Here is a 26,128-nt window from a genome sequence, read left to right on the forward strand (position 1 = left end):
TTTAATTAAATGTAAATTTATTTACTAAATTTGTCAATAAATAAATTCTATTATGCAAGAACAAGCCAATATCACGCAAGAAAAAATATTTGAATTATACGGAGATTATCTTTTGAATCACGGAGAAAAACCGAAAAACGTTTACCTTTTTGCGAAAGAAAATAATTTTGAGGAGAAAGAGTTTTATCATTATTTCTCAGGATTCGAGCAAATCGAAAGAGAAATATTGAATCATCTTTTCACGAAATCTCTGGAACTCGCTTCGGAAGTAAATTCCTCGAGCGAAGTCACCACCAAAGAAAAACTCCTGAATGTGTATTACATTTTCTTTGAAAATATGACGATGAACCGTTCTTTAGTGTTATCAATTTTGGGAAGCAATAAGCTCCAGAACATCAAAACCCTTCAGAATCTTAAGGAAACGCACAAACAATTTGTCAATACGCTCGATTTCAACGAATGGGAAATGATTGAAAAAGCGAAAGAAGACATCCGAAAATTCAACGAAAAATCGAGACAGGAAGCACTTTGGCTTCATTTGGTCTCTGCCATTGATTTCTGGAAAAAAGACACTTCTCCGGATTTTGAAAAGACTGATATTTTCATCGAAAAAACAATTGACACCGGTTTTGAATTAATGGATAATGAACCATTGAGAAAAGTTTTTGATCTTGGAAAATTTCTGTGGAAAGAAAAGTTTAAAATGAGTTGATGAATGGCGATTGGCAACTGGCTTGTGGTTTCGAATAAGCTAATATTTATTTGGACAGCTATTTCCGCCCTCCACTCCCGCTTTTTTGCAAACCAATGACTTCGATTCCTCAGCCATTGATTTACAAAAAGAGCTCCGTTCAGGTCGGGCTGCTAGATTTGCCGATTCAAAAATTAAAGATAAAAGAATGAAGCAATTCGGCTGCGAAAATGAATGAAAATAATCTATAGAATAGTGCGCTCAGTAGGTGCGGAATCTGTTTAGAAATTACGAATAATTGTGTTTAAGAGAATTCCGCAGGAGTTCAATCTGAAAATTCAAAGATGAATTAAAAATAGCACTCCTACGGAGTGCCGCCAAAAACAAATCCTTTAAGCTACACAGATAAAGCTCCTAAAGGAGCTTAAGAAATAAACAATTATGCTGAGCTTGTCGAAGCACCATTGCGAACTTAAAACAGTTAGCAATTAAAAAATCATTGCAACATTGCGTTAAAAACATTTGACAAACAAAATTTAAAAATGAAAACATTAGATAAAATTCCTACAGGAAAAATTGAACGGACAAGCAGCCTGCTTAAAGCGGGAGCAAAAGTTGGTGTCAATTACCTGAAATATTACGGAAATAAAATCACGAAAGACGAAGATGAGGCACGTAAAATTCTGAACGAAGACAATGCTGCAGACATTTACGATTCGTTAAAAGAATTGAAAGGTTCTGCGCTCAAAGTTGCCCAAATGCTGAGTATGGAAAAAAACATTCTTCCGGTGGAATATGTGGAGAAGTTCTCCCTTTCTCAGTTTTCCGTTCCGCCTTTGTCGGGTGCTTTGGTGAAGAAAACATTCCGAAAATATTTCGGGAAAAATCCGGAAGATATTTTTGATGAATTTTCCGCCGAATCGGTTAATGCTGCGAGTATCGGACAGGTTCATACTGCAAAAAAAGACGGCAAAAAACTGGCTGTGAAAATACAATATCCCGGTGTAAGAGAAAGTATTTCGAGCGACCTTAAAATGGTAAAACCGATTGCGATGAAGATGTTCAACATCAAAAAAGAAGGTTCGGAATCTTACTTTCAGGAAGTGGAAGACAAATTGTTTGAAGAAACTGATTATAATCTGGAACTGAAACGAAGTCAGCATTTTGCAGAAGAATGCAGTCATCTTCCGAATGTAAAATTTCCGCATTATTATCCTGAATTTTCGTGTGAGAAAATCATCACAATGGACTGGATGTCCGGAATTCATTTCTCTGAGTTTACCAAAAAACAGAATTCGCAGGAGGATTTGAATAAAATAGGACAGACACTTTGGGATTTTTATATGTATCAGATGCATATTCTGAAAAAAGTTCACGCCGATCCGCACCCGGGAAATTTCCTGATTTCGGAAAACAATGAATTATTGGTTATCGATTTTGGCTGTATCAAAGAGATTCCAGAAGATTTCTACATTCCGTATTTCGAACTGGCGAAAGAAGAAAATTTAAAAAATCCTGAGATTTTCCGTGAGAAATTATTCACGTTGGAAATTCTTCGAACAGAAGATTCAGAAAAAGAAAAAGAGTTTTTTGCCAAATTATTCTACGAATTGCTGGAACTGTTTACAAGACCTTTTAATCAGGAAAAATTTGATTTTTCGGATGAGTCATTCTTTCAGGAAATTGCTGATTTAGGACAAAAATATGCGAAAGCAAGTGATATGAAAGGAATGAACACCAACCGCGGTTCCCGACATTTTATTTATCTGAACCGAACGTTCTTCGGATTGTATAATATGATGCACGATCTGAAAGCGAAAGATGTGGCAATTAATAATTTTAAAAATTATTGTAAGTAATATTAACCGCAAATCGAAGATTCGACGGAGTCAAAAGTCACAAAAGATTTTGATGAATTACAGGTTATTAAAAGAGCCGAAAGGTTTGAAAACGATTTTGTTGGAACAAATTAATCATTAACAGGTCGCTCCTACGGAGCTCATATCATATAAAAATGTTAGCTATTAACAGTCAGCTCCTACCGGAGCATTATCAGATTCCGTAGGAATGTACTGTTAATAGAAAATAGAAAGCCGTAAAAAGGAAGCTCCGTAGGAGCGACCTGTTAATATTACAATTGTATTTGAATTAAAGTTTAATATAAAAAATATGCCTTCAGGATTACCTTCCAAAATCTGTGAAGTCTGCGGACTGCCCTTCAACTGGCGGAAAAAGTGGAAAAAAAACTGGGACGAAGTAAAATATTGCAGCGAAAGATGCCGAAAAAACAAAAAATCAACATCCTCTGGTTCACCAAAGATTTGAGAACGAGAGATTCAGAATCCTTATATAATGTGATGCAGGAAGAGTTGCCTTTTCTTGTGGTGTATGTTTTTGACACTGAATTTTTTGCTCAAAAACAGTTTGGTTTCAGAAAAATCGGAAAATACCGTGCAAAATTTTTGCTGGAAAGTGTAGAAAATTTAAAGCAGAATTTAGCGAAACAGAAGATTCCTTTTTTAGTTAAATACGGCAAAACGGAAGACGTTTTTAAAGAAATTTCCGAGGAATTTGAAATCGTGAAGATTTTCTGTCAGGAAGAATGGACGAAAGAGGAAACGGAACTTCAGATGAAAATCCGAAGTGTGGTTCCGGCTGCCGTTTGGGAAAAATCTTATTCTCAGTTTCTGGTTCATCCGCTTTTTGTTTTTAAGACTTTGGATAAAATTCCGATGCTTTTTACCGCGTTCCGGCAGAAAATTGAAAAAAATCTGCTGATCCGCCCTGAATTTGAATCGGAAGATTTGATGTACGATAAACCGGAAATTCATTTTAAAAGTGATACCATTTCATTAAAATCGCTCGGTTTTGAAGATTTTGAAACGGACGAAAGAACTGCTTTTCCCTTTTCGGGCGGAGAAAATGAAGCATTGAAAAGATTGCATCATTATTTCTCGGAAACGCAGAACTTGAGTCAATACAAGCAAACCCGAAACGGTTTGGTGGGAACAGATTACAGTTCGAAATTTTCGGCTTGGCTGTCGGATGGAAGTCTTTCTGCGGTAACCATTTACCACGAGATAAAAAAACATGAGGAAGAATTCGGAGCCAATGATTCAACGTATTGGTTGATTTTTGAATTGCTGTGGCGGGATTTTTTCAGATATGTTTCTTTACAGTATAAAGATTTGATTTTCTGGAAAAGCGGAATTAATCATCAAAAATATTTCGCGGAAAACAATAAAACATTGATTCAAAAATGGAAGGATGGAGAAACGGATTCCGATTTCGTCAATGCCAATATGCTTGAACTGAAAAATACCGGCTGGATGAGTAATCGTGGTCGCCAGAATGTAGCTTCCTATTTCTGCAAAATTCTGAAACAGGACTGGAGAATTGGAGCGGCTTATTTTGAGGAAATGCTGATTGATTATGATGTTCACAGCAATTACGGCAATTGGATGTATCTCGCCGGAGTCGGAAATGATAATCGTGACCGGACTTTCAACCCTGAAAAACAGGCAGAAATGTATGATTCCAATCAAAAATTCAGACGCTTATGGCTAAAACAGTAAAACATACCGCCCAATTGATTTTTCCGCATCAGCTTTTTGAGGATACGGATTATCTGGATAAAAGTCAGCCTGTATTTTTGATAGAGGAATTTTTGTTTTTTAAACAGTATTCATTCCATCAACAGAAGATTGCGTTTCACCGTGCAACAATGAAATTTTATGAAAATGAATTAAAAAAGGCAGGTTTTGAAGTTGAATATATTGAAAGTTCATCGAAATATTCAGACATCCGAAATTTAATTCCGAAGCTTAAAAAAGAAAATTTTACAACGATAAAAACAACGGATGTTTGCGACAACTGGCTGGAAAAAAGATTAAAGGAAACAAAACTGGAACTCGAAATTTTGGATAGTCCGCTTTTCATCAACAGCAAAGAAGACCTGAAAGATTATTTTGAAGGTAAAAAAGCCTATCATCAGACTGATTTTTATAAGCAGCAGAGAATTACCCGAAATATCCTGATGAAAGCCGGAAAACCTTTGGGCGGAAAATGGACGTACGACACCGAAAACCGGAAAAAATATCCGAAAAATAAAAAAGCGCCCGCAATTCATTTTCCGAAAAACAATGAATTTTACGAGGAAGCAAAACAATACACCGAAAAGCATTTTGCGAAGAATTACGGAACGCTTACGAATGAACAGCTCTACCCGACTACTTTTAAAGAAGCGGAAAATTGGCTGGAACAGTTTCTTGAAAACCGCTTTCCGGAATTTGGCGTTTACGAGGACAGCATCGTGGAAAAGGAATACTTCCTTCATCACAGTGTGCTTTCTCCGTTAATGAACGTCGGACTTTTAACGCCGGAAAATGTGCTGGAAAAAGCGATTTCATTTGCAAAAGATCACGATATTCCGGTGAACTCTCTGGAAGGTTTTGTCCGTCAAATTTTGGGTTGGAGAGAATTTGTTCGCGGGGTTTATGTGTATCAGGGAACGTATCAGCGGAATAAAAATTACTGGAATCATAAGCAAAAACTTCCGGAATCTTTTTACACCGCCAAAACAAGAATTCGCCCGATTGACAGTTCGCTTCAGAAAATCCTGCAAACCGGCTATGCCCATCACATCGAAAGACTGATGATCTTTGCCAACTTTATGAATCTCTGTCAGTTCAATCCTGATGAAGTCTGTCAATGGTTTATGGAAATGTTCATTGATTCCTACGACTGGGTGATGGTTCCGAATGTGTATGGAATGAGCAGTTTTTCAGACGGCGGAAAGATGAGCACGAAACCGTATATCAGCGGAAGCAATTACATTAAAAAAATGAGCGATTATCCCGATGGAGAATGGGCGGAACAATGGGATGCGCTTTTTTGGAATTTCATCAATGACAACAAAGATTTTTTTGCTAAAAATCCAAGATTGGGAATGATGCTGAGAACACTGGAGAAAATGCCGGAAGAGAAACGAAAACAGCATTTTAAAATGGCAAAGGAATTTATTGAAAATCTGAAATGATCTTTTAACCACAAAAGACACAAAAGAATTGATTGGTAAAAAGTTTTCAAAAGAGCAAAAAAGATTCTATAAAAAGACTTTGCTGAGTGAAACGCCTTTGCGAACAAAAAATATTTTCAAAATTTTAAAGAAAAATCTTTGCGGACTTTGCGTTAAAAATCAAAAAAAATGAATAAAAACCTCAACATAAAAGAAATCGACAGAATCATCGAAATGGCGTGGGAAGACCGAACACCGTTTGAAGCGATACAATTTCAGTTTGGAATCAGTGAATCGGAAGTAATTGAACTGATGCGTTCGGAGCTGAAAGAATCGAGTTTTAAGCTTTGGAGAAAAAGAGTGAATTCGGGAGTGAGCCAGAAACATCTGAAAAAAAGAAGCGAAGAAATCAACCGCTTTAAATGCAGCAGACAGAGAATTATCAGCAATAATAAAATTTCTAAAAGATAAATTTTACCACAAAAGTCACAAAAGAATTGTTTGGAAATAAAGTTTTGCAAAAGAGCAAAAAAGCATTGTAAATAGACACTTTATTTCGTCAGACAGGATAAACTAAGCTCAGGCTGACAATTAAAAGATAATTAAACGAATAGTATTAGAGATGTCACACTGAGCCTGTCGAAGTGTATCAAAATATAAAACTGTATGAACTTCGTGTTCAAAACATTAAAATAAAAATTATGAAAAATATCGTCATCATCGGTTGCGGAAAGGGAATCGGATTAGCAACGGCAAAAATTCTTGCAGAACAACACAAAATCATTGGAATTTCCAGAACGGAAAATCACGAACTGAATCATCCGAATATCGAATTCCACACAATGGATATTCTTTCGGGAAATTTAGATGAAATTACTTTCCCTGAAGTAGTGGATGGATTGGTTTATGCACCGGGAAGCATTAATTTAAAACCTTTTAACCGACTTTCTTTAGATGATTTTAAGAATGATTTTGAAATCAATGTTTTGGGAGCAGTTAAAATTATTCAGAAACTGTTGCCGAATCTTAAAAAGTCGGAAAGTGCCTCTGTTGTGCTTTTCAGTTCCGTTGCGGCAAAGTTGGGGATGCCTTTTCACGCTTCAATTGCGGCGAGTAAAAATGCAGTGGAAGGTCTTACGAAAAGTCTGGCGGCGGAATTTTCGGCTCAGAAAATCAGAGTGAATGCGATTGCACCGTCTTTAACGGACACGAATTTAGCATCACAGCTTTTAGCAACACCCGAGAAAAGAGAAGCGTCTGCGAAAAGACATCCGTTGCAAAGAGTGGGAACGGCGGAAGAAATCGCGGAAATGACGGCTTTCCTTGTTTCGGATAAATCTTCATGGATTACAGGACAGGTTTTCGGAATTGATGGCGGAATGGGAAGTGTTAAGCTTTAGGGTTAGTGAGTTGGAGAGTTTGAGGGTTGGAGAGTTTGAGGGGTTTGAGCGTTGGAGGGTTGAAAGTTGAAGCGTTGGAGGATTTAGATTCTTAAACCTCTTTATAAGATTATAAAAAAATATTTAAAATACTTAGATTAAATTTGCACTATGAATACTGATTTTTTCATTGATTTGCTGCATCAGGTTAAAGAATTTGAAAATTCCGAAGCTTATAAACCTCACTCTACGGTCGAGGATTTCCGTCTTTGGCTGAATGATAAAAAATACAGAAAAGAGAGCCCGACCAAGCTTTTTAAAAATGAACAGCATCAGGTTTCTTTCACAGAAAATGAAATCTGCAAACAGGTTCTGCTTTTGGGACGATATTCTAAACAACTGATCCGAAAGGGACTGAATGATTTTCCTGAACTCGCCAATGAAGAATTTACCTATCTCTACCGACTGAAAGATGAACCGAATCTGACTAAAATTCAACTGATTGAAAGGAACGGGCACGAAAAACAGACGGGAACCCAAATCATCAAACGTCTTCTGGAATATGGCTTAATCGAAGAAAAGAACGACAGCGAAGATAAAAGAAGCAAGCGTCTCAATATCACCGAAAAAGGTGAAGATTATTTCCACCGTTCTGTTGAAAAGGTAAATATGACGTCGAGAATTCTTGCCGGAAAACTGGAAAACAAAGAAAAAACCGAACTTCTGGAATTGCTGAGGAAGCTGAATGATTTTCACTCGCATGTATACTCGGAATATAGAAATGAAGATATTGGAAAAGTTATGGATTTGGTTGCCCACAAAAGGAACTCAGAAATATAATCAATCTAAAATTTTAAAACTACTGAAACTTTCAGACATTTTTATTTTGTTTGAAAGTTTTGTGCTATTTTACATATTTTCAGTTTATTTTAATTTGTCATACACTACATTTTTCGTGTAATACAAATTATAGCGTAATTTTCATCAGATAGCGGAGATTGTGATTCGCCATAATGGTACGATTTTTTATTTTAAAATTTAATTAATCCGGTTCCTGAAATACCATTATTAAATCACAAAATTCTATATATGTTAATATCTGAAAAACTTTTATTAGACTACGGTGCAGAAGAAGAATCTTTTGATCGTAATGAAACTATTTTTAATGAAGGGGAAAAACCGAAATATTATTATCAGGTTGTAAAAGGCAGGATAAAGCTCAACCATTACAATGATGAAGGCAGGGAACTTATTCTTGCCATTCTGGACAGAGGACTGAGTGTATGCGAACTTTTGCTGTTCATTGATCAGACCTATCCAGTAAATGCCGTTACTTTTGAAAAATGTACTGTATTAAGACTTTCAAAAAGAAGTTTTGAAAAGCTTCTTGACGAGAATCCTGAAATTTCAAGAGACATCAACAAATTCTTGTCCGAAAGACTTTATTACAAATATATTATGCTGGAAAACAATTCGTCTCTTCGTCCGGAAATAAGAATTGTGGGGGTTTTAGATTATCATAAAAGTTTTTATGAAGGCCAGTCGAAATATTCCTATGAAGTTCCGCTAACCCGACAGCAAATTGCCGCTATTACCGCCTTAAGAGTTGAAACAGTGGTGAGAGCTGTGAAAAAGCTGGAAAAAGAGGAATATCTGAAAATCATCAACAGAAAAATCTTTGTCTGATCTTTTCATACCACAGTTGTGTGTTTTGAGCCAAAGTGGTCTTATAGTTGCAGATTCACCAGCAACCAAACACTAAAATAGTATATTATGGAAACAAAAACCGCAACTAAAAAAACACCTGCGAAAAAATCAGCACCAACAAAAAACGCAGCAAAATCAAATGCCAAAACTCCAACAAAGGCAATCTCTAAAACTTCAACAAAAGCAACCTCTAAAACTCCGGCAAAGAAAAACGCGGCAAAAGAGCTAAAAGACCTTTTTGAAGATTCTTTGAAAGACATTTACTGGGCAGAAAAAGCTTTACTGAAAGCGTTGCCTACCATGATGAAGAATGCAACGCATGAAAAACTGAAAAAAGCAATAGAAAATCATATAGTTGAAACCGAAGGTCATGTGGAAAGACTGGAAGAATGTTTCAAAGCTTTAGGCAAAAAAGCTCAGGCTAAAAAATGTGATGCGATGCAGGGTTTACTGGATGAAGGAAAAAGCATTATTGAAGAAACAGAACCCGGAGCTGTAAGAGATGCCGGAATTATTGCCGCAGCACAGAAGGTTGAGCATTATGAAATTGCCACCTACGGAACTTTAGCAGCTTTCGCAAAATTACTGGAAGAAAAAGAGTGCCTTCAGCATCTTCTAAGTACTTTAGAAGAAGAAAAAAAGTGTGATGAGCTGCTTACAAAAGTTGCAGACACCAATCTTAACAGCAAAGCATTGTAAAATATTTTACGGAAGGTAAAAGAACTTTTAAATCAAATAAATAGAGCTTGATCATTCAGGCTCTATTTTTTATTTGCTATGAAAACGATGTGGTTAATAAAAAAGCAGCCCTGAATGACTGCTTTCTGACACTCTATTGAATTTCATTAATTTTTACGAGATACTCTCCAGACAATTCCTCCTACATCATCTGCGACCAGTAAAGACCCATCTGCCATCTGCAAAACACCAACCGGTCTTCCGTAAACATCTCCTTTTGCTTCATTTGCTATAAAACCTGTAAGAAAAGGCTGATATGAACCGGAAGGTTTTCCGTTTTTAAAAGGGACAAAAGCAACCTGATATCCTACCAAAGATGAGCGGTTCCATGATCCGTGCTGTCCGATAAAAGCTCCGTTTTTATATTTTTCGGGAAATTGTGATCCTGTATAAAATGTTAACCCTAAAGATGCAGTATGACTTCCCAAAGGAACATCCGGAACGATGGTTTTCTGTACAAGATCCGGTCTTTCTCCTTTTCTCCTCGGATCTTCATTTTTACCGAAATAGGAATACGGCCAGCCATAAAAAGCATTCTGTTTTACACTGGTAAGATAATCCGGAACCAGATCATCGCCCAATTCATCTCTTTCATTTACGACAGTCCAGAGTTCTCCGGTTACGGGATTCCAGCTCATTCCAACAGGATTTCTGAGACCGGCTGCGTAGATCTTCTCCCCGCTTCCATCAGGATTTACTTCTAAGATATTGGCTCTCCTCACCTCTTTATCCATTCCGTTTTCGCCGACATTACTTCCCGATCCTACAGAAATATAGATTTTAGATTTGTCTTTGTTTGCTATTAAATTTCTCGTCCAGTGATTGTTGTATCCACCCGCAGGAAGATTTACGATCTTTTTCCCAGGTTTTGAAATCTTCGTATCTCCCAATTTGTAAGGATAAACCCATAAACCATCGGTATTAGCAACATAAAACTGATCATTGATGATGAGCATTCCGTATGGCTGATTAAGATTGGCTAAAAATACGCTGGAAGATTCAGGAATTCCGTCTTTATTGGCATCGCGATAGAGAATTATTCTGTTGGCAGATTTTCCTCCTACTTCAGCATCACTTTTTCCACTAATATCGTTTTTAATTTTCTCCGAAACGGTACGTTCAGAATTAGACAACACCACAAATACGTCTCCATTCTCAGCCTGAATCATATTTCTGGGGCTTTTAATATTTTCTGCAAATCTTGTCACGGTAAATCCTTCAGGAGCAACAGGCGCTTTTCCTTTAGACCATCCCAATACGTTGCTGAATTTTGTCTTGCTGTTTTTTTCATCCGGTGCAGGAAGCTTCAGTGTATCTGTTTTAGTTACCGCAGTGTTGTTTTCTGCTTTGTCATTTTTATTTTCTTTACAGCTCAACGTGAGTAAAGTTAACATGGGTAGAAAATAATGTTTCATATATTTTAAGTTGTGGTTTTGTTTCTCAGAGATTACAAAAAGTATTCCTTTAATAAAATAACTTATATCGATGAATATTATTAACCGATTTCTTCCGAATCAGATAAAATTGATCTTGAATTTTTCATTAATTTAAGATTTCGTTTAAGATTGGCTTTGTTTTTGCGATGCAACGGATATGAAAACAATTTTTATCGTTGAAGATGAGACAGGCATCAGAGATGCATTGCAGCTACTCCTGTCATTTGAGAATTATGATGTACGTTCTTTCGCCAATGCTGAAGCATTTAACAACAGAGATCAATCCGTAGTTCCCGATATTTTTATCATGGATGTGAAATTACCGGATGGTTTGGGAACAGATTTATGCAACCAGATCAAAGAAAATCCCGCAACCTCTCATATTCCCGTAATGATTATCAGCGCTCATGCAAAAGCGGCAAACGTTGTAAACTCCTGCAAAGCGGATGTTTTTATCCCAAAACCTTTTGATATTGATGATGTTATTTTGAAGATTGAAGATTTGATAAAACAGCCTAACCTTCAATAAATTAACATTGCCTTACTATAAATAGATCCTCCAAATTTAAATTTTGGAGGATTTTTAATTGATAATATTATGAATTTCGGTAAACAGATTTGGAAAACTTAACATTTAAATAATTATAAAACCTGGTGAGTTTAAAAATAAGTACTTGTAATATTGATTATTTTTAAATTTTAGAAAATTTAACTGGCAGTAAAATTTATTCTCAACTGCTTTTTTTAACAGATTTTATGTTCAATAACTCAACAAAAAGGCTTTAATTTTAAACAAGTTAAAATACTTTATATTATTTATTTATGATTTTAATTTAGTTGTACAATTTTCTAAAAATGCGTAATTTTACGAATCTTTTTTACAAACAAAATCTAATAAATAAAAATGAATACAGAACAGTTTGTGAGCCGTCACATTTCCTTAAATGAAGCCGATAAACAGGCAATGCTGGAAAAAGTTGGCGTTTCAAGTATCGAGGAGCTTCTCTCTCAAACCATCCCTTCTTCTATCCGTTTAGAAAAAGATCTTGAAATCTCAGAACCGCTTTCAGAATATGAAATGCTGATCCATTCTAAGGAACTGGCGTCGAAAAACACTGATTATACAAGCTACATCGGGTTCGGATATCACAACACGTTGTTGCCATCGGCTATTCAGAGAAACATCTTTGAAAATCCGAGTTGGTACACCGCATATACTCCTTATCAGGCGGAAATTGCACAGGGAAGACTGGAAGCACTTCTTAATTTCCAGACTGTTGTGTGTGATCTTACAGGTTTTGCCTTGGCAAATGCTTCATTATTAGACGAATCTACGGCTGCTGCGGAAGCAATGCATATGTTCTTCAACAACAGAACGAAAGACCAGAAAAAAGCCGGAGCCAATAAATTCTTTGTTTCCGATCTTGTGCTTCCTCAGACAGTATCTGTATTAAAAACAAAAGCCGAAGGTCTTGAAATCGAAATTGTAGAAGGAAATCATAAAACACATGAACTGGATGGTTCCTATTTCGGAGTTTTATTGCAGTATCCTGGTAAAAACGGAATTGTTTTAGATTATACAGATGATATCGCTGAATATAAAAAATTAGATCTTCAGGTAGTTGTAGCGTGTGATCCGATGGCTTTGGTGAAGTTAAAATCTCCGGCTTCAATGGGCGCTGACTGTGCTGTTGGAACAACCCAGAGATTCGGAATTCCATTGGGTTACGGTGGTCCTCACGCAGCATTCTTCTCTTGTAAGGAAGATTATAAGAGAGATATTCCGGGAAGAATTATCGGAGTTTCCCAGGATGTGTATGGAAGACGTGCTTTAAGAATGGCTTTACAGACGAGAGAACAGCACATCAAGAGAGAAAGAGCAACGTCAAACATCTGTACAGCTCAGGTTCTTTTAGCTGTTATGGCTGGAATGTACGCTGTTTATCACGGTCCGAAAGGATTAAATTATATCGCAGATCAGATTCATTTCAAAGCCAACGCTTTGAAGGGAGGTCTGAAAGCTTTAGGATATGAAATCGTGGAAGAACCGATCTTTGATACGGTAAAAATCACGATGAACGAGGATGAGAAAGGAAGGCTGATGAGAATGATGCTTGATCACAAATTAAATTTAAACTACTTCACGGAAGGAGTGGTAAGTATTGCGATCAACGAAAGTACAACATTGGATAAATTAAATTATCTGATGGCTTCTTTTGCCCAGTTCAAAGACAAACAGACTTTCAAATTAGAAATTAAAGAAGGATACAGCATTCCGGAAGAGAATTTAAGAAAAGACGAAATTCTTACGGAAGAAGTATTCAACAAATACCATACGGAAACGGAATTGATGCGTTACATCAAGCGTCTTGAAAGAAAAGATTTATCGTTGACCCACTCAATGATTTCTTTAGGTTCCTGTACGATGAAACTGAACGCCGCAACGCAAATGTTACCGCTTTCATGGGACAATTGGGGTTCTGTTCATCCGTTTGTACCGGTTGACCAAGCAGGAGGTTATCAGGAAATGATCCGTGAACTGGAGAAAGATTTAGCTGAAATTACAGGTTTCGCAGGAACTTCTCTTCAGCCAAATTCCGGAGCTCAGGGAGAATACGCAGGATTAATGGTGATCAGAGAATATCACATTTCAAGAGGTGAAGGTCACAGAAACGTGGTTTTAATTCCTCAGTCTGCACACGGAACTAACCCTGCTTCTGCAGCAATGGCAGGAATGAAAATTGTTGTGGTTAAAAACCTTGAGAACGGAGAAATCGATTTCGAAGATTTAAAAGCAAAAACAGAACAGCATTCTGAAAACCTTTCTTGTGTAATGATCACCTATCCGTCTACATACGGATTCTTCGATGCCAACATTAAAGAAATTACAGCTTTGATTCACGAACACGGAGGACAGGTTTATATGGACGGAGCGAACATGAACGCTCAGGTTGGATACACAAGTCCCGGAAACATCGGAGCAGACGTTTGTCATTTAAACTTACACAAAACATTCGCAATTCCTCACGGAGGAGGAGGTCCCGGAGTTGGTCCTATTTGTGTGGCTAAACATTTAGTTCCTTTCTTACCTTCCAATGCAAATATCAGAATCGGATCAAAAGATGCGATTGAAGGTATTTCTGCAGCACCTTACGGTTCTGGATTAATTCTGAATATTTCTTACGCTTACATCAAAATGTTAGGAAATTCAGGTCTGAAAAAATCAACGGAACACGCTATTTTAAATGCTAATTATTTAAAAGAAATTTTAGCAGAACATTTCCCGATTTTATATTCAAACGAAAACGGAAGAGTTGCCCACGAATGTATCGTAGATTTCAGACAGTTCAAATCTTTAGGAATTGAAGTTGCTGATGTGGCGAAAAGACTGATGGACTATGGTTTCCACGCTCCTACGGTTTCTTTCCCGGTTGCAGGAACTTTAATGATTGAGCCGACTGAATCTGAAAGCAAATCAGAAATCGACCGTTTTGCAGAAGCTTTAATTGCCATCAAACAGGAAATTGATGAGATTGCAAATGGTGAAGCAGATGCAGCCAACAACGTATTGAAAAACGCTCCTCACACGGAACAACTGGTAATCTCCGATTCTTGGGATAAACCATACAGCAGAGAAAAGGCAGCTTACCCTTTAGATTGGGTAAGAGACCACAAATTCTTTGCTACAGTTTCCAGAGTAGACGAAGCTTACGGAGACAGAAACTTAGTTTGTACCTGTGAGCCGATTGAAGCTTATATGTAATTAGAAGTTTTAGATAAAGTAAATCCCTTTCAGTGATGAGAGGGATTTTTTATGTCATTGCGAGGAGCGAAGCGACGAAGCAATCTTGTTTGGAAGCCTAAGACTTTCAATTTCTAATTAAAAAATTGATGTTCAAAATTAAAAAGTGAAGAAAAACACCTATTCCGATACAATAAATTATAAAATAATGAAAGGAATAAAATATATTGGCTATTGGTGTTATTGGAGACATATTTCCTGTAAATATTGAAGATATACTATAAGGAAGTACTGTTGCAAATGTCCAAAAATTATTTCTATCAAGTTCTGCCTTTTTTACTTTATAATATTGAAGTTCATTTTTAAGATAGTTAATATTATTGTTTAAGACACTTTCAAATTTAGTTGAATCTATTTCTTCTCGACTTCCAAAATGTATCCAATTTGTTTTTTAAAACTCCTTCTTTATTAAATATATAAATAGTTCCCACGAAATCTCGTCGGATATTGAAATTAACGTCGCAGTGAATTACATAATCTCTTGTAAAAGTTAATCGCTTTAATTCCTTTATTTGCATTTTTAAAATACTATAATTCGAAAGTTTAATCTCTTCAAGATCTTTAATCTCATGTGGAAGAGACCGCGAATCATTAATCCACTCATTAAGAACTATCTTTTTTTGATTGGTGTGAATAGTAGTTTTAAACTCAAAACTGGCTGGGTTATTTTTGAGCATTAAGGTATATATAAAAGGAAAAATAATCAAATGTAAGGTTAATAGTAAAGAAAGAGAAACAAGTGTAAATTTATATTTTTCATTCTGCTTATTTTTCGAAACTCGATATATAAAAACACAAATAGATAGAAGAAATAATATTAGAAATATTGTTGAAAAAGATTCACCAATTCCGAATGATATTCTGTTTGTTAAAATTGTTTTCATTCATGTAAGGTTTAAAAATTATTTTTTGATAAATATTAAACTCCCTTTCATCCTGAAAGGGAGTTTATCAATGAAAATGGAGCAATCCGTAATTAATATTCCTATCTACAATTTCACACAAAGCCGTCATCACTTCGCCGTGTTTTCCATCCGGATAGTTTTCCGAATAGTTTTGCTTCAATGCCGAAGAAGTATAATTATTGTTTCCCTGCAATTCCTTTGTCAAATTAAAAATGTAATTGAGTTCTTTAGCTTCATCTGCATATTTTCCATTCGGGAAAAGACTTTCGTATTTTTGAACCAAATCATTGGCGGCAATAAATTCGTGCGTATCTTTAATCATCAGCGAACAGAAACCTTCTTCACTGTCAATAAGAAATTTATAAGAATCTACCGCAGATTCCCAGATGTTTTCTTCACAGGCTTCCGCGTCGAAACCATATTCTAAAGCTTTGGTATAGTGCGATGTTGCACCCCAGTAATCATTCTTGGAAAGATAAATCATTGCGCCGATCTGGTTATGGTAGATGGCTTTATTGTCGGGAAATTTTTCGAGTAAATTTTTAGAAAGGTTTAAAGCTTCTCCATAGTTTCCTGCCTGAATGGTATTGGAAAGTTCCCAGAAACCGTTTTTCTCTTCTTCTGATGCAAAATTGATTGCCATGGTATATTAGTTTTAAATTTAGAGCCCTAAAGTATTAAAAATGTTTAATTTCAGCTATTATTTAATGAAAACTTTTATATAATTCTAAGATTTTCAATTTATCGTGAAGGTATTTCAGATGATTTTTTAATCGCATCTCCTAATTTGGTCTTTGAATTATTATTGCTGGAAAAATGTACAAAATAACCTCCTCTTTCTCTCAAACCATGGAGATTTAAAGTTAAAGAAACATAATCAGTAAAGCTCATTGTAGAATGGTCTGTAAAAGAATTGCCATAGTTATCTCCTTTATACACAGTTGGATCGTCATCAGAATTAAGATCTAAAGCAATCATATTGTATTCCGAATAAAAATCAAATATTTTCAGGTCATCATCAACGTCGAAATGCTCTTCCCATTTTTCAAACAAAACCGTTTTTAAAGGCAGTATCTGAATGGATCCGATATGATTGTCATAAGCATCTAAATTCCAAACTTTACCCGCTCTTACTCTTCTGTCCACGTAAGGTTCCTTGTAATCCCATAAAATTTGAATGTGACCGAATTGGCTGTAAAACTCTTTGACAGCAGAAGGAATTTTCCTTTTTAATTTTTTCTCATATTTGTCGAAATCCTCATTGCTTAAAGGTTTTCCGATCGAAAAATAATGAATGTACAGATCTTCGCGCTGAAGCAGACCACGGATCATATTGTAGAAATCTCTTTTAAGATTCGGGAAAAAGCTGAGTGACAAGTGATTTTCCAGCAGTTCATCTTCAAAAAGATAGTTGCGGTTGATGTAACTGTAATTACCGGAAACAAAGAAATCGCGACCGATCAGCAAATAAACATCCTGTTCTTTATTAAATTTTTTCACTATGGCTCCAGAATTCTCAAGCCTATTTTTAACATCCCCTTTTTTACCGGCAAGGATAAATTTTTTCGACTCTGTATATACTTCAATCTGTCTGCCTTCGATTTCTTTTCTGATCAATTTTAATTCCATTTCGCTATTTTTTTTCAGTTATTGAGTTTAGAGTGAATTTTGCAAGCTGAATATTGGCTGTTGTAGCATCAGATGAAAAAATAAGATGTCCTAAAAGGTTTTTGGCTTCTTCCTTCTTTCCATTTTGGTCTAGTAAAATTGCCTTATTTATTTCCAGAATTCCTTTGGTATCTGCATCAGGATTTTTTAACAGACCTTGTTCAATAGCGTTAAACTTTTCTGCTTTGTTATCCATAAGATTAGCAAGCTCTTTCCATGCAGGAGCAAAATCAGGAACTTTTTCGGTCAGGGTTTTGGTAATTTCTAATTTCTGTTCCTTATCATCCGTCCATTCTATTTGCAGATAAGCTAAATAGAGACCTTTAGGAAATTTTCCCGATTGTTCACCCTGAAGAGTGTATAAAGCTGTTTTTGTAGTGAAAAATCCTTTGGGTGAAAGATCATCAGTTTTTTTATAAAATTTTAAAGCATTATCGAAATCTCCTTTTAAAAAATATGTAAAAGCAAGATCATAGATAGGATATGACCAGTCGGGTTGAATTTTTATGGCTTCTTCAAGTTTCGCAATGGCAAGATCATACTTTCCTGACTGCCCGAGTTCTCTAGCTTCTGTATGCAGTTTTCTTGCTGTTGGATCAATATTTTTATTATCCATAATTTCATAATCTATTTTTCCTGTTGTATTTTCTAATTCGCTTTTCGTAATCATGTGACCTGCTTTATCTTTAAAAACAATATCATTTGTCGCAGATTTTGTTTCCTCTGATTTATTTTGGCAGGAATTGAAAATTAAAAGAACATACCCGAAAATAAGGATTGTTTTTTTCAACATTTATATTATTTTTTACTGTAGAAGCTTAACAATTTCTGCGTTATTTTTCTCTTTTGCCATATCCAAAGCTGTTTTGCCGTCCTTATTTTTAATTGTTAAATCAGGTTTATATTGAAGCAGAAATTTTACCGTTTCCAAATTTCCACCCTGAGCACAGTACATAATCGGGGTTTCATGATCAGCATCGATATTATTAATATCGGCGCCGTTTTTTATAAGATATTCCGCGATGTTTAAATAGCCTTTGCTGATTGCGCTTGCGAAAGGTGTTGCAAGATCTTTTGCTCTGGAGTCTACCGTAGCTTTATTTTCGACTAGAAGTTTTACCACCTCAAGTCTGTTATTTCTTGTGGCAAAACGTAATGCAGTCCATCCGTTAACATCCTGAAAATTTGGATTTGCTTTATTGCTTAGAAGTAATTCTACAATTTTTATAAATCCTTCCTGAGAAGCAAAATTCAGCGGAGTGGCAGTGCTTTCTAAAGGCACATTAACATCGGCGCCTTTTTTTATTAAAAGTTCAACAAGTTTTACGTTTCCTGTTCCGACTGCAGAATATAAAGGCGTTATACCCTCTTTTGATTTTTGATTTATATTTTCTCCTTTCTCTAATAATTTTGTTATCTTTTCGATATCCTGACTTTCAATAGCATTAAAGATTTTTTGAGAAAATACAGAGCTGAACGTAAATAGAGATAAAGCGACAAACAGGCTTTTGGTTTTCATAAGGTTAAAGTTTTATTTGAAATTTAAATTTATAATTTCCAAATATAAAACAATATCTTATTAATCAATGATCATTGCCGGATCAAAAATTCTTTTCCTATTCATTAAAATAGAATCAAAATTTATTTTCTCAAAAGAATCATTTCTGTTATAATATTCGAATTTATACTTGTAGATTTCAATAATCTTATCTTTGATTTCCTTAGTAGGTTTCCGATCGTATTCATCACACAAACAAAGTGCTAATTCGCGCAAAGCAGACTCATACTTCCATTGATTTGTAACAGCTTCATCATTAATTTTTCTTTCTTTTTCCTCATCATGTAAAGGATAGTTGACTTTACAGTTTTTAAAAGTAATTTCTCCACTATATTTTTCAGAGCACGAAAGCAAAAACATCAGAAAAACTAAAAAAAATCCTGATTTCATTTAGCAAACTATACCTTTTCAGCTTTAGCTTCCAATGATTTAATCAAATTCCCTTTCACCACCGTAAAAGCATGATCTTTCGCCTCAGCAAAAGAAACATCATATTTCCTGTCTATATTTCTTAAATCTGTCGGAAATTTTTTAAGCAAATCGTCGTAAAAATCATCTAAAAATTGTTTTGAAGGCAATGCATAATCTATTCTAAGCTGAAAACGTCTTAATAAAGCCGTGTCAATGATTTCAGGATGGTTTGTCGCACACAAAAGCAGGGCATTTTCCGGAAAATAATCAATCAACTGAATAAGAGTATTTACGAGACGTCTCATTTCGCCCACATCTTTATCGTCGCTCCCTCTTGCTTTTCCTATCTGGTCGAGCTCATCGAGGAACAGGACGGATCTTTCTCTTGCCGCTTTATCAAAGATCATTTTAATATTCTGGGAAGTTTCCCCGATTCTGGAGGAAACGATATTGCTTAAATTGAGGATAATAATGCTTTTTCCCAAAGCATTGGCAATGGCTTTTGCCGTCATTGTTTTTCCGCAGCCGGAACTTCCCTGAAAAAGAATTTTGTTGTTTACCGGAAGTCCGTATTCCAGAAGCTCTTTGGAAAATGTATTTTCTTTAATAAGCTGTACAAGCTGTTCTTTATTTTGGGGATCAAGGAAAACATCATTAAGGCTAACTTCTTCTTTGTCTTGAATAATAAGATTGTACAGATTCATTTTGCTGAAATTATGTGCAAAGATAAAGGTTATCCAACAAAAAAGCCGAACAAATGAATGTTCGACTTTCTATCGGCTATTATAAAAATTAAAATTTGTCTTCCTTAGTGTAAAATCTTGTCCTATGTTTTTTGTGCCCTTTTACTCACGCTGAGTAAAAGAGCAGTCAATCTTTGCAGATTGAAAACATATAACAATATAATTTCGTCTTTTTGTTCAGGAACTGAATTTCTCCAGATCAGAACTTTCTAAATTAGTTTCTTTCTCTTCTTGCTGCTGCAAAATAAGAGGCGAATACTACTAAACATGTTGCAATTCCGATGTAAGTGATCATTTTGTTTAATTTTTAATTATTTGACTATTTATTATCAATTTTACATTTGCAATATTACGACTTTCAAACAATGTTCCAAAATAAATAATCATGATGTATATCAGTGTTTTAAATGGTTTTTGTTTAAGATTTAGATAAAAATAGTTTACAAATAATTAATATAAAAATGAAAAAATAATAAGGCTTTTTTTGATTTATATGTAAAAAATTATTGATCTGTTAATTATTTCACAGCTTGTATTTAAAAGTTGATAATCCAAAAAAGAAAAAATGCAATACATAATAACATTTTCGGGGACAATAATATCTCACTTATTTTTGATATTTAACCTCCGCAATATTAAGAAATGTTAGCATAGAAACTCTACAAGGCACATTTTAGAATATTTTTTTTTGAATAAAAATTTTTAGATTAAAGAAAAAAAACAGCTTTTTTCAGGACGAAAAATGATAGTATTTTTTCTGATTTTCTGTTAACATAACAGAAATTTTGAAGAAAAATAATTATTTCCCAAAATTTTTTCCGGATAGTATAAGAAAATGATAAAAGCGGAATATATAAACTCACTCAATTATAAAGAGGAATCAGATCCAGAGATTGATAAATCAAATTACGATCGTCTGTGTCTTTTTTAATGTCCATTTACCGCTTTTGAAAACAGCTTCTATAAATCCGCCGCCCGCACCACTTCCGTAATCGATCAGAAACCGTTCTTTATCATCGGTTTTTTTAATCTTTCCGATATAATCAGGAAACATTCCGAGACGATAATCTGATTCTAAATGAAACTGTTCTTTTTCAGGATAAATAAGAACTTTTATACTTTCCGGATTCATCTTTTGAAAATAATCGCAGTCAGAAAAATATCCTGTGAAAAAGTAATGGCTTTCAGAGAAATGAAACTGTTCGTAATCCATGTCAACAATTTGAGAATACAGATCCGAAAACTTTGATTTTTCAGATTTGTACAGGGGATTTTTATCGGTAAAATCACTTATTCCGTCTTTATCCGTATCTGATGAATCCGGATTTAACAAAACCAATTTTTCAAACAGGTCATTAAAGCGGTCTTTATCGCTGTCTTTTAAAACTTCTTTCAGATCAATTTCAAAAACCAGCCTGTCTTTTACTGCCTCTTTTGATGGAAATTCGGGATATCCCCAATTTTCGCTTATTCTTACAAAACTTCCGGAAAGTATTATTTTATTACCGAAAACAAAAATTTCAGGCTGCTTTTCATTAAGATAGGTAAACTTACTCAACCCCAGATAATAAGCATTGGGAATATTGTTTTTAATTTCAAGAAGCCAGTATCCGAACTGGTTTTCACCAATTCCGTAGATCAGACCATTTTCTTTCTGAATATTTTTATAATAAAACTGATCACCAAAATTTTTCTCCAGTTCAGAAAATTTCAGGTCATATTCATCCATCCGCTTTTTGCTTTCCTTTTCATCAAAGAAATTACTGTTAATTTCATCCTGTTCTTCCTCAAAACTTTTAACGTTTGCATCGACAGAAAATTTTACATGTTTCGGATTGGATTTGATAATGGTTTCAGGTTGATCCAACTCAAACTCTTTGTATTGAGATTCTTTTTTATTTTCGCTTTCAAAACAGTTTCTATCAATTTCATACTGCTTGCAGGAAAACAACACAAGAGGAATTAAAATATAAGTGAATTTCATGGCTGATTAATTTTTCTAATACAATTTCTGATCTTTTTCACAGAAAAAACTCGTTCTCTTCCCTTTTCCTGTATCTTTTTTCACAATTTCCAGACCGCATTTTGGGCATTTTTCCTGATGATACACTTCAAAATGTTTTCTCAGGACATTCGCTTTTTTCCATTTCTTGAAATCGAAACTGTAATTTCTGGCTTCTGCAATCAGTTCCTTTAATTTTTTTGAAGGTAAATTTCTAATAAAAGTTTCAGGATGAACTCCAATTCTGAACAAAGCCTCATTTTTAATAATATTCCCCACTCCCGCGAAAATATCCTGATCCATCAAAGCATCACAAACCATCATTTCAGGATTAGCTTTCAGCCTTTCTTCTGCCTTTTCGGGATTCCACAGATCACTCATTATATCGGCTTCCCAATCAATATCTTTTAAGAATTTGTCTTTTACCGTTTTTACATTGCAGGTATAAAAATACATTCCACCGTTCTTAAAGGTTAAACCCAGACGAAGATTCTGCGCCTGATCTTTTCTTTCAAATAAGCTGTAAGAACCAAACATCAGCAGATGAATTCGGATATTGGCTTTATCAAAAATTAAAAACGTCTGCTTTCCGAAGGTTTTTATTTCGCGTAAAATATGATCTTTAATTTCTGTAGTTTCTGTAATCGAATTTCCTTTTACCTCCATTACTTTTTCGCCTGCAAATTTCTGCAGATCTTCTTTCATCAGAACAATCGGTGGACCTTCGGGCATATTTTAAATTTTATATTGCAGGTCTTCAAAAATAGACCATTTTTCATTTTTAAATTCTGCAATTATTCTGCCACCGCTTGATTTTTCAGAATAAGGGATATAAAATGTTTTTTCATCGGATCCTTTTTTTATTCTGCCATAAAAAGTGCCCAATAAGCTTCTGTAATCATCGTTAAGTTGATATGCTTGAGTTTCTGAAAGAATCAAAACTCTTCTTTTCTGAGGATTTACTTTTTGAAAATATTCGCAATCCGAATCGTATAATTCAAACAAATAATGATTTTCCGAATTGCAATAAATGCTTGCATCCAGATCAATAATTTCTTCGTAAAGACTTATAAATTTACCTTTTTCAGACTTATGCAGAGGATTTAAATCGTCAAAATCAGAAATTCCATCACCATCAGTATCTTTAGATTGTGGATTCAAATAAATTAATTTTTCAAAAAAATCATTGTATCCGTCGTTATCAGAATCTTTTTTTATGTCATCAAGATTAACTTCAAAAGTTAGATAATCTTTTACGGCTTCCATTTCTACAAACCGAATTTTTGATTTCACAGTAAGGAAACTTCCATCCAGATAAAGTTTATTATCCTTTATGAATTTTTCTTTTTGATTTCGATTGATAAAAGTATTCTTACTGAATCCAATATAATATGCTTTCGATTTTTTATTCTTTATTTCCAAAAGCCAATAGCCAAAAGAATTTTGTGCAAAAGCATACAAAGAATTTTTCTCTTTTTGAAACTGAATGTAGCTAAATTGGTTATTAAAAAAAGAACTAAATTTTTCCTTTCCTTCCTTATTTTCTGCCTGCTTTTTGATAGATAGTTCCTGAGAAAGTGAGTCACCAAAACCATACATTTCATCATTTTCATAACTCGTATTATTTCTGTTTTCCTGAAACTTTACATGTGAAGGATTATTAAACAGAATAGATTCCCGTGTATCTGTACTATTTAAAAAACCCATTCTTGATTGGTAATGTTTTTGCCCGTCATCAAAACAGTTTTCCTGAGAAAACAAACAGACTGGAAATAACAGCAAAAAGATTTTCTTCATCAATTAAAATTTAGAACAATAATATTGATAATTTTTTTATTTATGCAATTCATTAAACATTTCAACATATTTTTCTTTGAACAGTTTTTCGGCATTTTCAGGAAAGCGGAAACCATCCGGTCCCACGTAAATTTGTTTTGAATTAAAATCTTTATCCAAAATTCTTGTTTGATGGTATTTCGTTAACCAAACATCGAAATGTTCGATCAGTTTTGTGGCTTCGTCCAATAATTCAGGTGGTAAAGCATGACCGTTATTGATGAGCAGATCTCGGATGTGCTGATTGGATTTTAAAATAATTTCATCTTCATAAAATCTGTCATATTCCTGTATTTTAGAATATTTGTTCTGAAAAGCAAGCTTCAAACGGTTCAGATGAATGTAAACCTGCCCCAACAATTCTACGGTATTTTTCCGCCATTCAAAATAAGCCGTATCTTTTTTTGATAACGCTTCAAATTCCCTTTTCAAAACGGAATTGTATTTTTCTGTTCTTTTGTGAAAGAAATAAGCAATTATTGCGGTGAAAAATCCTGTAACAATCGTGCTTCCAAGGATTTGTTTAAAAAATTCGGACATGATTTCAGTTTTTTGGAGTTAATGATCCTAAAATTACGATGAAAATCTGCAAAATGTCACAGGTATTTTACGGAAAAACAAAAGCGGGAAACACGATATTTTTCAGAAAAATTCTTCTTATTCTTTCGAAAAAAATAAAATTTGAAGTAATTTTGAAAAATGATGAACTTAAACCAGATTTTCACGAATCAGCGTACCGGAAACAATCCACAGACAAAGGCTTCAAGAACGGATTTTCAGAGGGATTTTGACAGAATTATTTTCTCTTCGGCTTTCCGGAGACTGCAGAATAAAACGCAGGTTTTTCCGCTTCCGGGAAGTGTTTTTGTACACAACCGTTTAACGCATTCACTGGAAGTTTCGTCCGTTGGAAGAAGTCTGGGAAGTGTAATGGGTGAGTTTATTCATGACGAATTTAAAAATGATCTTACAGAAGATTCCAAAAATTTTTACCTTCATAATTTAGGAAATGTTATTGCAGCAGCGTGTCTGTGTCACGATGTCGGAAATCCCGCTTTCGGACATTCCGGAGAAGATGCGATTGCGAGTTATTTTGAAAGAAATGAATCTGATTTAAAACCGAAATTCAATGAAAAAGAATGGGCGGATCTGGTGAATTTTGAGGGAAATGCGAATGCAATAAGGGTTCTTGCGCAGCAACAGCAGGGAAAAGATGCGGGAGGAATTCAGCTTACGTTTTCTACTTTGGCAAGTATCGCCAAATATCCGTGTGAAGCGATTGCTAAAAAGAAAGGAATCATTCACCGTAAAAAGTTCGGATTCTTTCAGAACGAAAAAGATATTTTCCTTGAAATTGCAAAAGGCACGAATTTAATTTCAGAAAGCGAAGAACCTTATATTTTTAAGCGACATCCTTTTGTCTGGCTGGTTGAAGCTGCAGATGACATCTGTTACAATATTATCGACATGGAAGATGCGCACCGATTGGGAATCGTTTCTACCGCGGACTGCAAAAACCTGTTTTTTGAATTGGTAAAATCTGAAACAGACGATATAAAACGGGTAAAAGACAAGCTGGATTCCATAGGAAATGAAAATGAACAGATTTCTTATTTAAGAGCCAAAGTAATCAATGCATTAATCAACAAATCGATTGAGCTTTATAAAAATAACTTTAATACCATTCTGGAAGGAAATTTAGAAAAAGGTCTTCTGGATATTTATAAGTCTGAAAATAATGCTTTACAGGATATTGAATCTTTCTCAATAGAAAAAATCTACAACCATAAAGCGGTGGTGGAAATTGAAAATGCAGGTTATAACGTAATGTACGAATTGCTGGATCATTTTATTCCCTCTATTCTAAAATCACATGATGAAAGAAAATCTTACGACAAAAAAGCGTTAAAACTATTACCTAAACAGTTTGTATACGACGATGGAACCGATTACCAGAAAGTTTTGGGCATAATTGATTTTGTTTCAGGAATGACGGATAATTATGCAACCGATCTTTACCGGAAAATCAAAGGAATTGATATCGGAATGACGGTGTAATTGCTTTTTAGTTATACAAAAACGACTATTAGGATTTAAAAATAAGAAACTTCTTCAATTTAAAATTGTTGAAGTTTTTTTATGCCCTAAACTCACCGTAAATTTCTTTTTTCTCCGTGCAAATCAACTGTTCATTGTCATAGCGGTAACGTTTAAATTATTTTTTATATATTTAAA

25 protein-coding genes are annotated in these 26,128 nt (G+C 34.7%); 13 read left to right on the forward strand and 12 right to left on the reverse strand.

The window, feature by feature from the left end; translation table 11 throughout:
* Positions 1-52 precede the first annotated feature (52 nt).
* From B0E34_RS14905 to B0E34_RS14950, 10 genes are all read left to right on the forward strand, one after another.
* Complete coding sequence (locus B0E34_RS14905; RefSeq protein WP_087710701.1) at positions 53-712, forward strand: TetR family transcriptional regulator C-terminal domain-containing protein; 660 nt, start codon at positions 53-55, stop codon at positions 710-712.
* Positions 713-1,233: 521 nt separating this feature from the next.
* Positions 1,234-2,550, forward strand: a complete 1,317-nt coding sequence (locus tag B0E34_RS14910; RefSeq protein ID WP_087710702.1) for an ABC1 kinase family protein — start codon at positions 1,234-1,236, stop codon at positions 2,548-2,550.
* A 310-nt stretch (positions 2,551-2,860) separates the two neighbouring features.
* Positions 2,861-3,016: a DUF2256 domain-containing protein gene (locus B0E34_RS14915; RefSeq protein WP_082423549.1), complete on the forward strand. Its 156-nt coding sequence runs from the start codon at positions 2,861-2,863 to the stop codon at positions 3,014-3,016.
* Positions 2,968-4,266 carry a DASH family cryptochrome gene (locus tag B0E34_RS14920; protein ID WP_087711520.1) on the forward strand — a complete coding sequence of 433 codons (1,299 nt, stop codon included), beginning with the start codon at positions 2,968-2,970 and terminating at the stop codon, positions 4,264-4,266. Before B0E34_RS14915 ends, B0E34_RS14920 begins: the two co-directional genes overlap by 49 nt.
* Positions 4,251-5,729, forward strand: a complete 1,479-nt coding sequence (locus B0E34_RS14925; protein WP_087710704.1) for a cryptochrome/photolyase family protein — start codon at positions 4,251-4,253, stop codon at positions 5,727-5,729. Before B0E34_RS14920 ends, B0E34_RS14925 begins: the two co-directional genes overlap by 16 nt.
* A 168-nt stretch (positions 5,730-5,897) precedes the next feature.
* The gene (locus B0E34_RS14930; protein WP_087710706.1) at positions 5,898-6,179 is read left to right on the forward strand and encodes a TIGR03643 family protein; all 282 of its coding nucleotides are present in this window, start codon (positions 5,898-5,900) and stop codon (positions 6,177-6,179) included.
* 230 nt (positions 6,180-6,409) lie between these two features.
* Entirely contained in the window at positions 6,410-7,108 is a 699-nt protein-coding gene (locus B0E34_RS14935; protein WP_087710708.1) for an SDR family NAD(P)-dependent oxidoreductase, read from the forward strand.
* 150 nt (positions 7,109-7,258) lie between these two features.
* On the forward strand, positions 7,259-7,927 hold the full coding sequence (locus B0E34_RS14940) for a MarR family winged helix-turn-helix transcriptional regulator (protein ID WP_087710709.1): 669 nt from the start codon (positions 7,259-7,261) through the stop codon (positions 7,925-7,927).
* A gap of 249 nt (positions 7,928-8,176) precedes the next feature.
* Positions 8,177-8,773: a Crp/Fnr family transcriptional regulator gene (locus B0E34_RS14945; protein WP_087710711.1), complete on the forward strand. Its 597-nt coding sequence runs from the start codon at positions 8,177-8,179 to the stop codon at positions 8,771-8,773.
* Positions 8,774-8,860: 87 nt separating this feature from the next.
* Positions 8,861-9,493: a YciE/YciF ferroxidase family protein gene (locus B0E34_RS14950; protein WP_087710713.1), complete on the forward strand. Its 633-nt coding sequence runs from the start codon at positions 8,861-8,863 to the stop codon at positions 9,491-9,493.
* 146 nt (positions 9,494-9,639) lie between these two features.
* Here the strand turns inward: B0E34_RS14950 and B0E34_RS14955 are convergent, their stop codons facing one another.
* A complete protein-coding gene (locus B0E34_RS14955) occupies positions 9,640-10,926 on the reverse strand; it encodes a PQQ-dependent sugar dehydrogenase (RefSeq protein WP_228423091.1) in 1,287 nt (428 codons plus the stop codon).
* A 199-nt stretch (positions 10,927-11,125) separates the two neighbouring features.
* Between B0E34_RS14955 and B0E34_RS14960 the strand changes: the two genes are divergently transcribed.
* Together B0E34_RS14960 and gcvP are read left to right on the forward strand one after the other, a co-directional pair.
* On the forward strand, positions 11,126-11,497 hold the full coding sequence (locus B0E34_RS14960; RefSeq protein ID WP_087710717.1) for a response regulator: 372 nt from the start codon (positions 11,126-11,128) through the stop codon (positions 11,495-11,497).
* A gap of 375 nt (positions 11,498-11,872) precedes the next feature.
* Positions 11,873-14,731 (forward strand): aminomethyl-transferring glycine dehydrogenase, encoded by a 2,859-nt coding sequence (gene gcvP / locus B0E34_RS14965; protein WP_087710719.1) that lies wholly within the window; start codon positions 11,873-11,875, stop codon positions 14,729-14,731.
* 380 nt (positions 14,732-15,111) lie between these two features.
* Here gcvP and B0E34_RS14970 read toward each other — a convergent pair whose 3' ends face one another.
* The 11 genes from B0E34_RS14970 to B0E34_RS15020 form a co-directional block, all read right to left on the reverse strand.
* Positions 15,112-15,654, reverse strand: a complete 543-nt coding sequence (locus B0E34_RS14970) for a hypothetical protein (RefSeq protein ID WP_087710721.1) — start codon at positions 15,652-15,654, stop codon at positions 15,112-15,114.
* 67 nt (positions 15,655-15,721) lie between these two features.
* Positions 15,722-16,318, reverse strand: a complete 597-nt coding sequence (locus tag B0E34_RS14975; protein WP_087710723.1) for a hypothetical protein — start codon at positions 16,316-16,318, stop codon at positions 15,722-15,724.
* Positions 16,319-16,416: 98 nt separating this feature from the next.
* A complete protein-coding gene (locus tag B0E34_RS14980; protein WP_087710725.1) occupies positions 16,417-17,304 on the reverse strand; it encodes an SMI1/KNR4 family protein in 888 nt (295 codons plus the stop codon).
* A 4-nt stretch (positions 17,305-17,308) separates the two neighbouring features.
* On the reverse strand, positions 17,309-18,136 hold the full coding sequence (locus B0E34_RS14985) for a tetratricopeptide repeat protein (RefSeq protein ID WP_228423092.1): 828 nt from the start codon (positions 18,134-18,136) through the stop codon (positions 17,309-17,311).
* Positions 18,137-18,148: 12 nt separating this feature from the next.
* Positions 18,149-18,862 (reverse strand): ankyrin repeat domain-containing protein, encoded by a 714-nt coding sequence (locus tag B0E34_RS14990; protein WP_087710727.1) that lies wholly within the window; start codon positions 18,860-18,862, stop codon positions 18,149-18,151.
* Positions 18,863-18,922: 60 nt separating this feature from the next.
* Positions 18,923-19,291: a hypothetical protein gene (locus tag B0E34_RS14995; RefSeq protein ID WP_087710728.1), complete on the reverse strand. Its 369-nt coding sequence runs from the start codon at positions 19,289-19,291 to the stop codon at positions 18,923-18,925.
* A gap of 8 nt (positions 19,292-19,299) precedes the next feature.
* Positions 19,300-20,016, reverse strand: a complete 717-nt coding sequence (locus B0E34_RS15000) for an AAA family ATPase (RefSeq protein ID WP_087710730.1) — start codon at positions 20,014-20,016, stop codon at positions 19,300-19,302.
* Positions 20,017-20,956: 940 nt separating this feature from the next.
* Positions 20,957-22,039 carry a hypothetical protein gene (locus tag B0E34_RS15005; protein ID WP_087710732.1) on the reverse strand — a complete coding sequence of 361 codons (1,083 nt, stop codon included), beginning with the start codon at positions 22,037-22,039 and terminating at the stop codon, positions 20,957-20,959.
* A gap of 15 nt (positions 22,040-22,054) precedes the next feature.
* Positions 22,055-22,789, reverse strand: coding sequence for an endonuclease (locus B0E34_RS15010; RefSeq protein ID WP_087710736.1), 735 nt, complete (start codon positions 22,787-22,789; stop codon positions 22,055-22,057).
* Positions 22,790-22,792: 3 nt separating this feature from the next.
* A complete protein-coding gene (locus B0E34_RS15015) occupies positions 22,793-23,854 on the reverse strand; it encodes a hypothetical protein (RefSeq protein WP_087710738.1) in 1,062 nt (353 codons plus the stop codon).
* A gap of 36 nt (positions 23,855-23,890) precedes the next feature.
* The gene (locus tag B0E34_RS15020; protein WP_087710741.1) at positions 23,891-24,433 is read right to left on the reverse strand and encodes a hypothetical protein; all 543 of its coding nucleotides are present in this window, start codon (positions 24,431-24,433) and stop codon (positions 23,891-23,893) included.
* 162 nt (positions 24,434-24,595) lie between these two features.
* Here B0E34_RS15020 and B0E34_RS15025 point away from each other — a divergent pair, with 162 nt between their 5' ends.
* Positions 24,596-25,951, forward strand: a complete 1,356-nt coding sequence (locus B0E34_RS15025; protein ID WP_087710742.1) for a deoxyguanosinetriphosphate triphosphohydrolase — start codon at positions 24,596-24,598, stop codon at positions 25,949-25,951.
* Positions 25,952-26,128: the final 177 nt, after the last annotated feature.

Source organism: Chryseobacterium mucoviscidosis, assembly GCF_002177115.1.
Classification (GTDB): domain Bacteria; phylum Bacteroidota; class Bacteroidia; order Flavobacteriales; family Weeksellaceae; genus Chryseobacterium; species Chryseobacterium mucoviscidosis.

What these genes read in the sequence shown, in the direction of transcription:
- B0E34_RS15010 (WP_087710736.1), bottom strand. Translation starts at nt 22,789, where the DNA reads ATGCCCGAAGGTCCACCGATTGTTCTGATGAAAGAAGATCTGCAGAAA.
- B0E34_RS14985 (WP_228423092.1), bottom strand. Translation starts at nt 18,136, where the DNA reads ATGTTGAAAAAAACAATCCTTATTTTCGGGTATGTTCTTTTAATTTTC.
- B0E34_RS14915 (WP_082423549.1), top strand. Translation starts at nt 2,861, where the DNA reads ATGCCTTCAGGATTACCTTCCAAAATCTGTGAAGTCTGCGGACTGCCC.
- B0E34_RS15000 (WP_087710730.1), bottom strand. Translation starts at nt 20,016, where the DNA reads ATGAATCTGTACAATCTTATTATTCAAGACAAAGAAGAAGTTAGCCTT.
- B0E34_RS14920 (WP_087711520.1), top strand. Translation starts at nt 2,968, where the DNA reads ATGCCGAAAAAACAAAAAATCAACATCCTCTGGTTCACCAAAGATTTG.
- gcvP (WP_087710719.1), top strand. Translation starts at nt 11,873, where the DNA reads ATGAATACAGAACAGTTTGTGAGCCGTCACATTTCCTTAAATGAAGCC.
- B0E34_RS14975 (WP_087710723.1), bottom strand. Translation starts at nt 16,318, where the DNA reads ATGGCAATCAATTTTGCATCAGAAGAAGAGAAAAACGGTTTCTGGGAA.
- B0E34_RS14925 (WP_087710704.1), top strand. Translation starts at nt 4,251, where the DNA reads ATGGCTAAAACAGTAAAACATACCGCCCAATTGATTTTTCCGCATCAG.
- B0E34_RS15025 (WP_087710742.1), top strand. Translation starts at nt 24,596, where the DNA reads ATGAACTTAAACCAGATTTTCACGAATCAGCGTACCGGAAACAATCCA.
- B0E34_RS14990 (WP_087710727.1), bottom strand. Translation starts at nt 18,862, where the DNA reads ATGAAAACCAAAAGCCTGTTTGTCGCTTTATCTCTATTTACGTTCAGC.
- B0E34_RS14960 (WP_087710717.1), top strand. Translation starts at nt 11,126, where the DNA reads ATGAAAACAATTTTTATCGTTGAAGATGAGACAGGCATCAGAGATGCA.
- B0E34_RS14995 (WP_087710728.1), bottom strand. Translation starts at nt 19,291, where the DNA reads ATGAAATCAGGATTTTTTTTAGTTTTTCTGATGTTTTTGCTTTCGTGC.
- B0E34_RS14950 (WP_087710713.1), top strand. Translation starts at nt 8,861, where the DNA reads ATGGAAACAAAAACCGCAACTAAAAAAACACCTGCGAAAAAATCAGCA.
- B0E34_RS14980 (WP_087710725.1), bottom strand. Translation starts at nt 17,304, where the DNA reads ATGGAATTAAAATTGATCAGAAAAGAAATCGAAGGCAGACAGATTGAA.
- B0E34_RS15015 (WP_087710738.1), bottom strand. Translation starts at nt 23,854, where the DNA reads ATGAAGAAAATCTTTTTGCTGTTATTTCCAGTCTGTTTGTTTTCTCAG.
- B0E34_RS14955 (WP_228423091.1), bottom strand. Translation starts at nt 10,926, where the DNA reads ATGTTAACTTTACTCACGTTGAGCTGTAAAGAAAATAAAAATGACAAA.
- B0E34_RS14945 (WP_087710711.1), top strand. Translation starts at nt 8,177, where the DNA reads ATGTTAATATCTGAAAAACTTTTATTAGACTACGGTGCAGAAGAAGAA.
- B0E34_RS14910 (WP_087710702.1), top strand. Translation starts at nt 1,234, where the DNA reads ATGAAAACATTAGATAAAATTCCTACAGGAAAAATTGAACGGACAAGC.
- B0E34_RS14905 (WP_087710701.1), top strand. Translation starts at nt 53, where the DNA reads ATGCAAGAACAAGCCAATATCACGCAAGAAAAAATATTTGAATTATAC.
- B0E34_RS14930 (WP_087710706.1), top strand. Translation starts at nt 5,898, where the DNA reads ATGAATAAAAACCTCAACATAAAAGAAATCGACAGAATCATCGAAATG.
- B0E34_RS15020 (WP_087710741.1), bottom strand. Translation starts at nt 24,433, where the DNA reads ATGTCCGAATTTTTTAAACAAATCCTTGGAAGCACGATTGTTACAGGA.
- B0E34_RS14970 (WP_087710721.1), bottom strand. Translation starts at nt 15,654, where the DNA reads ATGAAAACAATTTTAACAAACAGAATATCATTCGGAATTGGTGAATCT.
- B0E34_RS14935 (WP_087710708.1), top strand. Translation starts at nt 6,410, where the DNA reads ATGAAAAATATCGTCATCATCGGTTGCGGAAAGGGAATCGGATTAGCA.
- B0E34_RS15005 (WP_087710732.1), bottom strand. Translation starts at nt 22,039, where the DNA reads ATGAAATTCACTTATATTTTAATTCCTCTTGTGTTGTTTTCCTGCAAG.
- B0E34_RS14940 (WP_087710709.1), top strand. Translation starts at nt 7,259, where the DNA reads ATGAATACTGATTTTTTCATTGATTTGCTGCATCAGGTTAAAGAATTT.